This window comes from Actinopolymorpha cephalotaxi, from assembly GCF_013408535.1.
Classification (GTDB): Bacteria; Actinomycetota; Actinomycetes; order Propionibacteriales; family Actinopolymorphaceae; genus Actinopolymorpha; species Actinopolymorpha cephalotaxi.
In genome coordinates, this window is the sequence record NZ_JACBZA010000001.1 from 4,612,058 (window position 1) to 4,624,805 (window position 12,748).

Annotated in this window: 13 protein-coding genes; 3 read left to right on the forward strand and 10 right to left on the reverse strand. The window is 69.6% G+C overall.

The genetic code is table 11. The features are described from left to right. Positions 1 to 7: 7 nt before the first annotated feature. Positions 8 to 793 (forward strand): GNAT family N-acetyltransferase, encoded by a 786-nt coding sequence (locus FHR37_RS20380; RefSeq protein ID WP_092888464.1) that lies wholly within the window; start codon positions 8 to 10, stop codon positions 791 to 793. Here FHR37_RS20380 and FHR37_RS20385 read toward each other — a convergent pair whose 3' ends face one another. The 3 genes from FHR37_RS20385 to FHR37_RS20395 form a co-directional block, all read right to left on the reverse strand. Further along, positions 794 to 1,864 carry a sodium:calcium antiporter gene (locus FHR37_RS20385; RefSeq protein WP_092888461.1) on the reverse strand — a complete coding sequence of 357 codons (1,071 nt, stop codon included), beginning with the start codon at positions 1,862 to 1,864 and terminating at the stop codon, positions 794 to 796. It abuts the gene before it with no gap. Between the two features lie 197 nt (positions 1,865 to 2,061). Further along, positions 2,062 to 3,378 (reverse strand): S1C family serine protease, encoded by a 1,317-nt coding sequence (locus FHR37_RS20390; RefSeq protein ID WP_092888458.1) that lies wholly within the window; start codon positions 3,376 to 3,378, stop codon positions 2,062 to 2,064. 98 nt (positions 3,379 to 3,476) lie between these two features. After that, positions 3,477 to 4,883, reverse strand: a complete 1,407-nt coding sequence (locus FHR37_RS20395; RefSeq protein WP_237769060.1) for a serine hydrolase domain-containing protein — start codon at positions 4,881 to 4,883, stop codon at positions 3,477 to 3,479. A gap of 328 nt (positions 4,884 to 5,211) precedes the next feature. Here FHR37_RS20395 and FHR37_RS20400 point away from each other — a divergent pair, with 328 nt between their 5' ends. Continuing rightward, positions 5,212 to 6,327, forward strand: coding sequence for a hypothetical protein (locus FHR37_RS20400; protein ID WP_092888455.1), 1,116 nt, complete (start codon positions 5,212 to 5,214; stop codon positions 6,325 to 6,327). Here the strand turns inward: FHR37_RS20400 and FHR37_RS20405 are convergent, their stop codons facing one another. From FHR37_RS20405 to FHR37_RS20415, 3 genes are read right to left on the reverse strand one after another with little or no spacing between them, the layout of a single operon-like run. Continuing rightward, entirely contained in the window at positions 6,328 to 7,452 is a 1,125-nt protein-coding gene (locus tag FHR37_RS20405; protein ID WP_202818349.1) for an FAD-dependent oxidoreductase, read from the reverse strand. Position 7,453: 1 nt separating this feature from the next. Continuing rightward, positions 7,454 to 7,672: a helix-turn-helix domain-containing protein gene (locus FHR37_RS20410; RefSeq protein ID WP_092888452.1), complete on the reverse strand. Its 219-nt coding sequence runs from the start codon at positions 7,670 to 7,672 to the stop codon at positions 7,454 to 7,456. Then, positions 7,672 to 8,172 (reverse strand): DUF2975 domain-containing protein, encoded by a 501-nt coding sequence (locus FHR37_RS20415; RefSeq protein WP_092888449.1) that lies wholly within the window; start codon positions 8,170 to 8,172, stop codon positions 7,672 to 7,674. Before FHR37_RS20415 ends, FHR37_RS20410 begins: the two co-directional genes overlap by 1 nt. A gap of 141 nt (positions 8,173 to 8,313) precedes the next feature. On the opposite strand from FHR37_RS20415, the gene FHR37_RS20420 reads away from it, so the two are divergent. Continuing rightward, positions 8,314 to 9,432 carry a nucleotidyltransferase domain-containing protein gene (locus tag FHR37_RS20420; RefSeq protein ID WP_139239165.1) on the forward strand — a complete coding sequence of 373 codons (1,119 nt, stop codon included), beginning with the start codon at positions 8,314 to 8,316 and terminating at the stop codon, positions 9,430 to 9,432. 30 nt (positions 9,433 to 9,462) lie between these two features. On the opposite strand, the gene FHR37_RS20425 is transcribed toward FHR37_RS20420, so the two are convergent. The 4 genes from FHR37_RS20425 to FHR37_RS20440 all read right to left on the reverse strand — a co-directional run bounded on the left by FHR37_RS20425 (position 9,463) and on the right by FHR37_RS20440 (position 12,698). Next, the gene (locus FHR37_RS20425) at positions 9,463 to 9,915 is read right to left on the reverse strand and encodes a hypothetical protein (protein ID WP_092888443.1); all 453 of its coding nucleotides are present in this window, start codon (positions 9,913 to 9,915) and stop codon (positions 9,463 to 9,465) included. Positions 9,916 to 9,969: 54 nt separating this feature from the next. Continuing rightward, entirely contained in the window at positions 9,970 to 11,346 is a 1,377-nt protein-coding gene (locus FHR37_RS20430) for a cytochrome P450 (RefSeq protein ID WP_092888440.1), read from the reverse strand. A gap of 103 nt (positions 11,347 to 11,449) precedes the next feature. Beyond that, positions 11,450 to 11,851, reverse strand: a complete 402-nt coding sequence (locus FHR37_RS20435) for a VOC family protein (protein WP_092888437.1) — start codon at positions 11,849 to 11,851, stop codon at positions 11,450 to 11,452. Positions 11,852 to 11,858: 7 nt separating this feature from the next. Then, positions 11,859 to 12,698, reverse strand: a complete 840-nt coding sequence (locus FHR37_RS20440) for a helix-turn-helix domain-containing protein (protein WP_092888434.1) — start codon at positions 12,696 to 12,698, stop codon at positions 11,859 to 11,861. Between the last annotated feature and the right edge of the window lie 50 nt (positions 12,699 to 12,748).

The window sequence follows — 12,748 nt, forward strand, 5'->3', positions numbered from 1 at the left end:
GGAGTCGATGAGCATGACGGTCGGCAACAGCCTTCGCTGCGAGGGCTGCTCGGTCCTCGTGGAGGGTCCGGACCTAAACGCCTTCAGCGATGCGTACCTCGCACACGTGCGATCCCGGCACCCCGACTGGCCGTTCCCCGACCTGGCTGTCCGCAACGTCGCCGAGGCGACGCAACGTCTCACGGGTTCAACCGAGCGCCTCGACACCATCGGCGCGGTGACCGTTCATCCGGTCTCGGCTGCCCGGATCCCCGACTGGCTCTCGTTCTTCGACCACGACGTGTTCGCCGGCAACCCCGTCGACGCGGTCTGCTACTGCACCGGCCCTCATGTGCTGGGGCGTAGTCAGACCGGAGGCGAGCTCCGCTCCTGGAGGAAGAACCGGGAGCTGATGGTCGACCTGCTCACGAGTGGGCGGGCGTTCGGTTACCTTGCCTATGTCGACGGCAGGCCCGCCGGTTGGGTCAACGCCTCGAAGCGGGCCGAGTGCTCGATGTACCGGATCGGCGACGGGGCGGGTCCGGCCGATGGTGACGTGATCTCCGTTTCCTGCTTCGGGATCGCGCCGCCCTACCGCGGCCACGGGCTCGTGAGCACCCTGCTCCGTCGCGTGATCGCCGACGCCCCGGGCAGAGGGATCGCGTGGGTGGAGGCCTACCCGTTCAACGACCAGACGGACGTCGACCAGGACAACTGGCGCGGCCCTCGTTCCCTGTACGACGCGTTCGGATTCGAGCTCGTGGAAGAACGCGAGACCTACACCGTGCTGCGCCACGGGCCGCCGGAGCTCTGATCAGCCGGCGCCGGCGACCGCGAACAGTCCGGCCACAGCGACGACGTAGAGAATCAGCACGGTCAACGAGTCCAGACCCATCCGGGCGATCCGTCGTTGCGGACGGAACAACAGGCCCGCTGCGTAAACCATGGTGAGCAGGATCGCGACCGCCGTCAGGTAGATGTCAGTGGACTGCGCCTGCGGCAGGACCGCCTTGCCGGACAGGAGGGTCGCCACGACGAACAGCACGGGCAGGAACGCGTTGCCGCCGAAGATGTCGCTCATCGCCAACTGGTAGTCCCCGTTGCGAACCGAGGTCAGGCCGGTCGACACCTCCGGGAGCGAGGTGGCTGCCGCCAGTACGGTCGCGCCGAAGAGTACGCCGGATAGGCCGATGTGGCCGGCGATGGCGTCCCCGCTGCGTTCGAGGAAGACGCCGGCCACAAGGGTGACCAGTGCGGCTGCACCGAAGATGGCGGCCGATCTGCCCGTGCTGATACCTCGCTTGGTGGCCTGCTGTTCACGCTTGTGCCTGCTGTGCCCGCGCGCCGGCTCCTGGTTGTCGGGCGCTTCACCGGACTCGTGCCAGGGCAATGACCGGCCGGCGCGCCGCAACAGCAGCAGCCCGACGACCCAGAGAATCAGGATCAGCACCGGAGCGGGCGTGAGGCGTAGCACGATCAGGTTGTCGGGCAGCTGGGAGCCGGCGACGACGACGCTCAGCACGGCGACGACCAACCCGGCTTCCAGCACCAGCACCAGGGACGCCGCCCGGTAGGTCAGCGACTTGCCACCGCGTACTCCGAAAGCGTCCAGCACAACCAGTACGACGGTCTGGATGGCGATGCCACCAAGGATGTTGCCCACGGCGACACCGATGTTGTCCGCGAGTGCCGCGCTGGCGACGATCGCGATCTCGGGCAGGTTGGTCGCGACGGCGAGCAGGATCAGGCCGCCGAGTGCCGAGCCGAGATGCAGGCGGGTCGACAGTACGTCGGTCTGGTTGGACAGCTGGATTCCCGCCAGCCAGATCGCGGCCGCGGCACCGGCGAAGATCAACGCCAGCCACGGCAGGGCAAGTCCTGACACATCAGCTCCTCAGGTCGGTCGTTCTCAGGGACAGCTCTGCTGCAACGCCGCGCCGGTCGTACCCCTTATGTAGCGCGGAATCCTGGGAGTGGCCGGATCAGGACGCCGGGTCATTGCCGTGTATCCGTTGATGCACGATCCGTAGCAGCTCGTCTCCCGTGCCCGTGAGCTGTGCCGTGCCTTCGCCGCCGAGCTCGTCAGCTCGACCAGGGTGAGGGCTGCCGGCTCTGGCCCTGCTCGTCCTGGCCGGAGGGGTCCCCGGCCTGCTGGACGTTGCCGCCGTCGGTGCCCAGGGTCACTGTCGCGGTGTGGGTGGCGCCGTTGCGGACGTACGTCAACGTCACCTTGTCACCGGGCCGGTACGACCGGATCGCCGCGACCAGCGCGTCCGCGTCCGCGACCGGCCGCTCGTCCACCTTCGTGACGACATCACCCTGCTGCAAGCCGGCCTTGGCAGCAGCGCCTCCAGCGGTGACGGTCCCGAGGGTCGCTCCGCCGGACACGCCATCGCTGCCGGTGGACGTGCCCGCCGCTACACCGAGTTGGGCGTGCTCGGCGTGCCCCTTGGCGATCAGCTGCTCCGCGATCGGCTTGGCCTCGTCGATCGGGATCGCGAACCCCAGGCCGATCGATCCACCTTCCTGCTGGCCCGATCCGCTCAGAATCGCGGAGCTGTTGATTCCGACGACCTGACCGGCCATGTTGACGAGCGCACCACCGGAGTTGCCGGGGTTGATGGCGGCGTCGGTCTGGATCGCGTCGGTGACGGTGCTCTGGCTCTGGCCCGAGTCGCTGGAAGGCACGGGACGGTCGAGCGCGCTGACGATGCCCGAGGTCACGGTGCCGGACAGCCCGAGCGGCGACCCGATGGCAACGACGGCCTGCCCGACGCTCAGATCGGCGGAGCTGCCCAACGTCGCGGGGGTCAGCCCGGAGACTCCGCCGGCCTTGATGACCGCGAGGTCGGTCACCAGGTCCGCACCCACGACGGTCGCCTTGGCAGTCTTGCCGTTGCTGAAGGTCACGCTCAGGCCCTCGCCCTGAGCTGCCTCGGCGACGTGGTTGTTGGTGAGGATCAGGCCGTCCTTGCTGAGCACGATCCCGCTGCCGTTACCCGATTCCTGTGCGGTCGAGATCGTGATCAGTACGACGCTCGGAAGCACCTTGTTCGCGACCTGCTGGACGCTGCCCGCCGGCGCGTTGGATGCCGCCTTGATGGTCGCCGTCGACTGGTCGAGCGCGGTGGCGCCGGCGCCGGAAGCGGCCTGGTCCCTGGTGGTGAAGTAGGTTGCCGCGCTGCCGGCCCCTCCGCCGACCAGGCCGGCGACGAGCGCGAGGGCGGCGACGGCCGGCACGCCGCGCCGACGGGGGCGATGCGGCCTGGGCGGCTGGTCCGCGTATGGCGACGAAGGCCGCGAGGGCGGCGCCTGGCCGTAGGCGTAGTCGGATGGTGGCGGGAAGGCCTGGCCACCGGAGCGATCCGGCGCGGCGGGTGAAGGAGTGGTCTCAGTCATGCCTGAAGATTCCGCCCGGCGGCTGAAACCAGACTGAGAGCAGGCGCAGAGATTCCGGAGAAGTCGATCGCGCCCGCCGGACGCCCCCTCGTCACCCCTCAGCGACGAGGAGCGCCCATTGAGCTCAGCGGGCCGTTGTGCAGCGGGACGGTCGGCCAGGTCGCGGTGAACGTACGATCCGCGAGCGAGCACCTCACCGCCAGCCGGTGCGGCGTCTCCAGGAACACCACGTCGAACGTCAACGTGTCCTTGCCAGTCCATCCGCCACTGACAGCCGTGGGCACGGCCGAAGCCGCGGCCACGTCCGAATCGACCGTCCAGCCCGACGAACTCTTCCCGCCCAGCCGGAGTTCGAGGCGTTCGCCGCCGTCGGTCAGGGAGATGGCCCAGCCGCCGTCCTCGGCAGACTCGACCGCGATCCCGGTCAGGCTCGGCTGATCGGCGCACGCGCCACCGGCCGGAGCGAACTCCGCGCCGGACCACGCCCCGGCGTCGGCGGGCGGGGCCGCGTCACCGGGGACCGTCGGAAGCGCCAGCCGGGACAGGCGTTCCGCCAGCGCGGCGTCGTCGTCCTCCCGGCCGTCGAGCGGGGCCGACCCGAACGCCGGCAGCAGGTGGTCCCACATGGCGTCCAGCAAGGCCTGCATCTCCACGGTCGCCGCGGTCATCGCGATCACCGCGTCGTACTCCGGAAGCACCACACAGAACTGGCCGTACGCCCCGTCACCGCGGTAGCCGTTGCGGGACATCCAGAACTGGAAGCCGTACCCCTGTTGCCAGTCGGAGTTCACGCCATCCGGTGTGCCGTCCGCGTTCGAAACGTGCGACCGCGTCGCTTCCGCGACCCAGGCCGCGGGCAGCAACTGCTTGCCCTCCCAGCTCCCCTCCTGCAGGTAGAGCAGGCCGAGCCGGGCGATCGCGTCGGTGGTCGCGTGCAGCCCCGAGAAGCCGAGGTCGCGGCCGGCCGGACGTTGTTGCCATGCGACCTCACCGATACCGAGCGGCTCGAACAGCCGCGGGCGAAGGTAGTCGGTCAGCGACTGTCCGGTCACCTTCTGCACGATGGCGCCGAGCGTGTACGTGCAGGGCTGGTTGTACGCGAAGACCGTGCCCGGATCGCGATCCGGCGGGACCAACAGGAAGCCACGAACGATGTCGTCCGGGTCGGCCTCGATCGCCCGCTGCAGAGTCTCCTCGACGTGGCCGGAGGCCATGGCCGCGATGTGGCGGACGAGCATCGAACGGCTTCGGGGCGAGGTGATGTCGGCCTCGAACTCCGGGAAGTAGGAGATCACCGGATCGTCGAGGCGTACGAGCCCCTCGGCAACCGCGAAGCCGGCCGCCGTCGACGTGAAGCTCTTGCTCAGCGAGTAGAGCAGGTGAAGCCGGTCGGGTGAGTACGGAGCCCACCAGCCCGAAGCGACGAGCTCGCCGTGCCGGATGATCATCAGGCTGTGCGGCTCGATCTGCGGCGCCTGCTCCACGGCATCCAGGAACGCGTGCACACCACGCGCGTCGACCCCTTGCGAAGCGGGAGGTCCTTCGGGCAACAGGTGAGTGCTCAGCGGAACATCCTCAGGGTCTCGGCGAGCTGTGCTCGCGTCCGGGTGCACGGTCTGCATGCACGGTGCCAGGTGCAAACGGTGAAGGCTTTGTCATCCTTACCGACCTCCGCCCGAGTGTCCAGAAGCGCGGTACGCCGCTACCAGTCCCGGCCATCCACTCTCGGTCATCGAAAATTTGTTCGACGCTGGTGTTGATCAAAGCTGTCCGCGCGCGCATCGTGGAGGGAGGGGCCGGCGTGCTCGCGCGGGCCCAGGACCTGGGGGTGCGATGGGACAGGTTCGCTTCCGGCGGTTCGACGTCGTCCCGCGGCCCAAGGCGCGTTCGATTCGTGCCGACGACATCACTCTCCGGTCCGAGGACCTGCTGGAGGTGTCGCTCGCGGCGACCATCCGGAACAACGCGCTTGCCGTGCCCTACGGCGGCCACAAGCTGATGCGCCTGGTGACCCGTGAGCTCGCGCTCGTACTCAGCCTCTTCGAGCGCGACCGCGTGGGCGAGCCGCTCACCAGGCATGCGGCCTTCGCCGACAGCTCGTCCCACATCCGCCGGTTCACGACGGAGGTGGTGGCGCTCGGCGCCCTGGCGGCAGCCGTCGACAAGGTGCACGGGGCGACCCGCGGCATCGCCCACCTCGACGCGCTCCCCGCGGATCTCCAGTCCCTCTACGCCGGCGGCGGGCGGCGGATCCGCCCGGAGTTCCGGTTCGCTCTCCCGGCACGGGTGGTGGCGGGCGAGTGCCACGGACGGGACGCCCGCGAGCCTCAGAGAGCCCTCGTCGCGGCGCTCGAGCGCAAACGGCTGGGCGAGCTCCTCACCTGGTCCCGTGCGCAGCGAACGGACCAGCTCTGCATGGCCTGGACGTGGGTCCAGTCCGCGGGCACGACGGTCGACCTGTTCAGCTTCCCGTCGCCGGGTCCGGCACCGTCGTCTCCCCGCCGGCTGGCCGAACTGCGACGGGCGCTGACCGCCCATCCCGCCGAACTGTTCGAAGGGTCGCCGAGCCTGTCGCAGGAGGTTGCCGTACGGGCGGGCGAAGCAGGTCTGCGAGGAATCCTGCTGGAACGCTTCACCGGCGAGGTCGAACGGCAGTACCTCCAGACGGCTCCCGGCCCGGTGCCGGGACTCGGCGAACCCTGGCACGGTGAGTGGGTCGACGTACCGTCCCCGTACGGCGACGCCTTGTCCGCACGCATGCTGTTCGCGGTCAGTGAAGCCGGAAGCCGAAACTGGCGTACGGAAGAAGTGCGCCCGCGCATCGCACGCGCCGCTGCCGACGAGGCCCTCGACATCGATGCCGACGGACGGACGCTGGTCGCGATCGACTGGCGGCCGAGGGACCCGCACGAAGCCGGGGAACGGATCCGCGTCGTACTCGACAACTGATCAGGGCGTAGTAGGAAACGACCTGTCCCCGAAGAGGACCCGGCGGGCGGCTGCCTGGCCGAGAGTCGTCCGCAGCAAGGCGAGGGCCGCCGCCGCGACGGCAGGCGTACGGACCCTGTCCAGACCCCACCGCATCGCGAGCCTGCCGCGAAACCTGGAACGCAGCGCGGCCCCGTCGAAGTGTGTCAACGCGTCCTTGCGACCGGAACGCAGTGCTTCGTCGAGGACGTCGGCCGCGAGCTCCGACAGGCGCAGGCACGGGTCGAGGCCGCCGGCAGTGAGCGGGGAGACCGCACCCGCGGCGTCTCCGACGAGCACCCCGTCCGCACAGCTGATCCGGCGCAGCAGCCCACCGACCGGGATCGGCCCTCCGCGCCGCTCGATCGCATCGGAGCCATCGGGACGCTGCACACCCTCCAGCCCGGGTGCTGCGGAGGCGAACCGTTCGAGGGCCCGGCGAAGACCATCGGGAAAGCGGTTGGCGTAGCCGGCCGTGCCGACGTGGGCGTGCCGGCCGTCGTTCACGACCCAGGCCAGGTAGCCGGGAGCGAGCGAGGGATCCAGCACACAGTGGAAGGTCGGTGGCTCCTCACCACCCGGGATCTCGTACACCTCCTCAGCACCGATCAGCAGGTGCCGGTTGCGGTCCAGGCCGAGGTCGCGGGCGACCCGTGACCTCGCTCCGTCCGCACCGACGACGAACCGCGCCCGCACCCGGCTCGTCCCCGTTCTTCCAACCAGGGTGTGGATCTGGCCCTGCCGGCCGTTATAACGCGTACCAAGCATGATGCGTACGCCGACATCGGCTGCCGCAGCGGCCGCCTTCACGTAGATGGGCGCCATGTCTCCGACCCGGTACTCGTCCCGTTCACTGACCAGCGTCACCGGCCCGCCCAGACCGGGCGGATAGAGCACCACCCGTCTGATCGGCGGGCCAAGACACTCGGCGGGCAAGGGGAAATCGTCGAGGGTTCGGCGTACGAAGATGCCGGTGGTACGAATCGCACCCGCAAGACCGGGACGCCGCTCCGCGAGAAGCACGTCATGTCCCTGCTGGGCAAGCAGAGTGGCGGTCCGCAGGCCCGCCAGCCCCGCGCCGACGACCAGCACGTCGACGGTGTCCACGTCAGCCCGCCTCGCCGTCGTTCTCCCAGCGCAGCAGGTCTCCCGGCTGGCACTCGAGCACCTCGCAGAGGGCCTCGAGAGTGGTGAAGCGGACCGCCTTCGCGCGGCCGTTCTTGAGGACGGCCAGGTTGGCGGGAGTGATTCCGACGCGATCCGCGAGTTCGCCCACGGACAGTTTCCGCTTGGCCAGCATCACGTCGATGTCGACAACGATCGGCATCAGATCACCTCGTCCAGCTCCGACCGCAGCTGCGCCGCCTCGACGTCGCGGGCGACGGCCTGGGCGAGCAGCATCCGGAGTACGACCACGACGAGCGCGACCCCCAGGACCGCCACCGCGGCTCCACAGATCAGCAGGACCATGCCCGGTGGGACGGCCTCCCCCGGGGCAAGGACGACCGCGAGCGCGAACAGCAGAACCGCCGCCGCCACGACCGCACCCGTCACGATGTAGACGTACCGGGAGGCGCCATGGGAGAACACTGTCCCGCGTCCCACCATCGTCACCAGGTGCCAGACACAGGCCAGCACCACCTCGACCGCGACGAGACCCAGGACGAGGATCACCACGACGGAGGTGCGCTGGTACGCAGCGAGCTCGGCGTCCGCCTCCCCCAGGTCACCGGCCAGCAGCGGGATCATCACCGCCTGCACGAACACCGAGCCGGCGAACAGCGCCACGAGTACCGCCCTCAGCGCAAGAACCGTCAGCTTTCCCATTACCCCTCCCCCAATCGAACGTCGATGGGAATCTATCGTTTTTCGATAGGTGCGGCAACTGGATCCGAGTGGCTCGCGCCTGAAACACGACCTAAGGTGACGTGTTGATCTTCGGTCCCGACGGGAGGGGAGCTGGCACCGGTGAGCAACGAGACGTCCATCAGCCGACGCATGGCCGAGGTCGCCCGCGAGGTGTTGGCGAAGCTTCCCGACGACGACGTACGGGCCGCGTTCGTGTTCGGCTCGGTGGCGTGGGGTGACGCCGACGAGGCCAGCGACATCGACCTCATGCTGTGTCTGAACCGTCCCGGGGACTACCGCGAGGTGACCCGGGTTCGGGTGGCCGACGTCCTGGGCCGCACCGCTCCGGAACTGCCGAGGTCACCGGTGTTCGCCGACATCGATCGGATCTCGGCCGCGCGCTTCGAGAACGCCGTCGCCGAAGGCAACTGGCACGCACGGGTCGCCCACTCGCTGGTCCTCGCCGACACCGACGGCTGGTTCGCCGGCCTGCGGGCCCGCGTCACCGGCACCTTCCACGACCCGGACACGTGCGCACGGCGAGCCCGGCCCTGGCACGACGCGAGCCTCACCCACTCCGACGGTGCCCGCCACGCGCTTGCCGAGGACGACCTCGCCCTGGCGACGTTGCATGCCCGCCTGGCCTTGGAGAACGTCGCCGTAGCGCTCATCGAGACCTGCGGGCTGCGTACCTCCGCCACCCACTTCCTGGCCAGCGCACGTCGTGCGTTGGAAACGACCGGAAAGGGGCACCTTCACGAGCCGCTGCAGCGCGGGCTTGGCCTCGACGTCGACATCGTGGTCGCGGGGTACGGAGCGGAGTCCTTCGGCGTGCTCGCCGAGGCCCTACGTGGATGGATGACCGACGCGGAACTCGTACGCGAGATGGGACCGGAGCACGTGGCGTGGGCCGCGTTCAGCTACGCCGACCAGACGTACGAGGAGATCGCGCACAAGGTGGCGGCCATGCGTGCCACCGGCCGGGCCGCCGACCTGGCGTCCTACCTCGACGGCCTGTTGAAGGTGCCGATCCGGATGAACCTGAGCAAGGTCGTCAACCTCCGGTTGCACGGTTCACTCGACGTGCTGGGAGTCGCGGAGTTCCATCAGGCCCTTCGCAGCGAGCCCGCGCTGTTCGAATCGTGGTGCCGCGGGCTGCGGCTGCCGGCCACCCGCGCAGATGTCACAGCCGCGTTGGAGGTGGCCGCCCAACTCCGCGATGGCATCGCGCTCCCCTGAGACGTTCAGGTGACGCCAGTCCGGTCGCCCTCACGAAACGTCGTCACCCGTACCTCCTTGCTCGCGGTGTTTCAGCTCGGCCTCGAACAGGTGCCGCGGCAGGTTGCCGGCGCGGTCCCGCGCGATCCGTTCGACATCGCGGAACACGCTCCAGTAGTGCTGGTCGTACGCCTCGACGAGCTGGAAGCTCCACATACCGTCGACGACATCGCGCCCCACCAGGCAGTCCTCGATCTCCTCGGCGAGCTCCCCGTGTCCTGCCGTGCGTAGCTCGGCAACCGCGTCCTGCAGGGTGAGGTCGGCCGAGCCGCACAGCCGATGGAACTCGAACAGCGCGCCGCGCGCGTGCTCGACAATCTCGAGCGCCTCGGACAGTTTTCCGAGCGCGGCGACGGTCGCGTCGCTCACCCCGTCCGGACGGCGATGAACGACCGAGCGGTCGGGACGCTTGGCGGACCCGTGGCGTTCGGGCAGCGAAGTCATGACGAGCCGCTACCCCATGCCTCCGAGCGAAAACCTCAGCGACAGTGGCGTGTCCTACCTGGCGGTGAGGCGACAGCGCAGCGGACCGGCCGCCCGGAGCGTGATGCCCAGGGACAGCGATACGTCAGTGTCGATGGCGGCGAGTTCGTATGCCTGCAAGACGATGGCCACGGCCAGGACGGACTCGAGCATCGAGAACCGCTGCCCGATGCAGGCGCGCGGTCCACCACCGAACGGGAACCAGGCGTACCTCGGCCGGGCCGCCTCCGCCTCCGGCGAGAAGCGCTCGGGATCGAAGCGCTCGGGATCGTCCCAGTAGGCAGGGTTCCGGTGGGTGACCCAGGGGCTGACGAACACGTTCGCGCCCGCGGGAACGCGGTAGCCGTCGACCTCGGTGTCGGCGACAGCGCGCCGGCCGATCGCCGGCGCGGCCGGGTAGAGCCGCATGGCTTCCTTGAGGACCTTCGTGACGTACGGAAGCGCGTCGAGGTCGTCCGCGCCCGGTCGCCGGGTCCCCAGCACGCGGTCCACTTCCTCTCGGGCGGCGGCCTGTGCGTCCGGATGGCGCGCGAGGAGGTGAAGCGCGAAGGCCACCGACGTGGCGGTGGTCTCGTGGCCCGCAAGGAGGAAGAGGAGCACCTGGTCGCGGACCTCCCCGGCGGAGAGCCGGTCGCCGTCGCCGTCGGTCGCATCGGCCAACAGGCCAAGGAGATCGGCAATCCCGTCGTCACCCCTGACGGCAGTACCGCCGCCCGGCTGGTCGCGGCGCCGCGCGATGATCTCGTCGCACAGGTCGTTCAGCTCGCGTTGGGCCGCCGCGGCCCGGCGGTTGCCGGGTGTCGGCCAGTGCCGTGGGAGGTTCGCCGGAGCGAATCCACGCTGCCGGGTGTAGTCGGCGACCACCGGGAAGGATCGTCGTACCACGTCGACGGCTGCCTCCACGTCGGCGCCGAACAGGATGCGGGAAACGGTCCGCAGGGTCAGGCCGGTCGCCTCCGCGAGCAGGTCGACGACCTGGCCGGGCGCGGTGCGCCACCGCTCGACCGCGGCGGACGCCTCTTCGCACATGGTCGCGGCGTACGTGTCGACCCGGCGGCGGGTGAACAGCGGCTGCACGAGCCGCCGCTGCCGGACGTAGTCGTCGTCCTGACTGGTGAGCAGGCCGTCGCCGACCGACTCTTGGACCTCGAGGTAGAACTTGTTGTCCTTGCGGAAGTTGACCGAGTCGGTGGCCAGGACCTGCTGGGTGCCCTCGGCGGAGAACACGCCGTAGAACTCGACCCGCAGACCGGGTGGTCCGGCCACGAAACGTACGACGTCGCCGTGGTCTCGCTGGGCACGCAGGAAGGCGTTCAGTGAATCTCGTTGCAGGTCGAGCAGCGATCCGATCACAGGTAGCCCAGCTGCGGACGGTGCGAGCACGGCAGTCATGCGTCCTCCGTGATGTGATCCGGACAGATACCGGGAGACCTCACTGTCGTCCAGTATCCGGCCGGTGTACGGAGTCGACAACACCGCCAGGTGCGGCCACGCGCTACTCGCCGGCGTAGGTGCCGAAGCTCCAGAGGTTGCCCTCGAGATCGCGAACGGTGAAGCCGCGGCTGCCGTAGCCCTCGTCGTTGACGCCCGCCACCACCTCGGCGCCGGCGGCGGTGGCGCGCTTGAACAGCGCGTCCGGGTCCTCGCACACGACGTACACCACGTCGTTTCCGGGGGCGCGGCTGCCGAACGGCCCGTCGTCCTTTCCGGCCGTGCCGAACATCACGCCGCCGCCGAGCGGCCAGCGCATCTCCGCGTGCTCGATGATCGACGGGTCGCCGTCGCGAGCGTAGGCGGCCCGCTCCTCGAAGCCGAAAGCGTCGGACAGAAACTTGATGGCGGCGCGGGCGTCGCGGTAGCTGAGGATTGGCCAGACGTGGGTACGGTGCTCGCTCATGCGGCCATCATCGGGCCGCCGAGCCGTCGCCGTCTTGGAAGAATGGAAGCCCTTCCTCGGCCATCCACCGCCGGGGAGTACACCCCGCAAGCTCGCTGAAGTCGTTCGTGAGATGGGCCTGGTCGTAGTATCCGCACGCCGCCGCGACCTCCGCGATCGTGGCGTGGCGCGGCAGGTTCTGGATCATGTGCCGGGCACGGTCGAAGCGGACCACCCGGGCCGCCAGCTTCGGCGAGCAACCGAACTCGCTCCCGAACCTGCGGGCCAGGTGCTGCCGGCTCCAGCCGACGTCGCCCGCAAGCTCGGCCACCCCCACCGTGCCGCCGGAGGCGACGATCAGCTGCCACGCCCGGCGAAGCTCCGCGGAGAGCGGGTTGTCGATCACCAGCCGCCGGAGCACCGCGTCGCAGGCCGCGAACCGCTGGTCCCAGGTGGTGGCGTACTGCAATCGTTCCCACAACTCGTCGCCGGTGCGCCCCACCACCTCGTTCAGCTCCAGCGACATGTCCCACAGCCCACCGGCCGGGAGCCCGAACAGCGCGCGGCATCCGTCGGCGGTGAGGTGGATCGCCACGCCCTCCTGGTCGCCACTGTGCGAGATCAGTGCCGGGGTGGCCTGGAGACCCGAGAGCACGGCGCGGTACGACCTTGGCGGGTGGGTGGGATCGGTGTGGACGGCGACGTCGATCGCCGGGCCGACCGACACGATGAACGTGAGTGAACTCGACGGCAGACCGCGATGGATCCCGGGCGCGAAGCCGAGATAGCGGTAGCCGGTGTAGCCGTCGACGTACGGGGTCAGCGACAGGTGGGGCGTACCCACTGCCGACTCCGCGACCGTCTCCATGCCGACGACGCTACCCCGGGCCGGCCTGGCGGCGGGATCGGATGAGTTCG

Coding starts and splice junctions, on each gene's coding strand:
- FHR37_RS20380 (WP_092888464.1), top strand. CDS start 8: ATGAGCATGACGGTCGGCAACAGCCTTCGCTGCGAGGGCTGCTCGGTC.
- FHR37_RS20390 (WP_092888458.1), bottom strand. CDS start 3,378: ATGACTGAGACCACTCCTTCACCCGCCGCGCCGGATCGCTCCGGTGGC.
- FHR37_RS20400 (WP_092888455.1), top strand. CDS start 5,212: ATGGGACAGGTTCGCTTCCGGCGGTTCGACGTCGTCCCGCGGCCCAAG.
- FHR37_RS20410 (WP_092888452.1), bottom strand. CDS start 7,672: ATGCCGATCGTTGTCGACATCGACGTGATGCTGGCCAAGCGGAAACTG.
- FHR37_RS20415 (WP_092888449.1), bottom strand. CDS start 8,172: ATGGGAAAGCTGACGGTTCTTGCGCTGAGGGCGGTACTCGTGGCGCTG.
- FHR37_RS20425 (WP_092888443.1), bottom strand. CDS start 9,915: ATGACTTCGCTGCCCGAACGCCACGGGTCCGCCAAGCGTCCCGACCGC.
- FHR37_RS20430 (WP_092888440.1), bottom strand. CDS start 11,346: ATGACTGCCGTGCTCGCACCGTCCGCAGCTGGGCTACCTGTGATCGGA.
- FHR37_RS20435 (WP_092888437.1), bottom strand. CDS start 11,851: ATGAGCGAGCACCGTACCCACGTCTGGCCAATCCTCAGCTACCGCGAC.
- FHR37_RS20440 (WP_092888434.1), bottom strand. CDS start 12,698: ATGGAGACGGTCGCGGAGTCGGCAGTGGGTACGCCCCACCTGTCGCTG.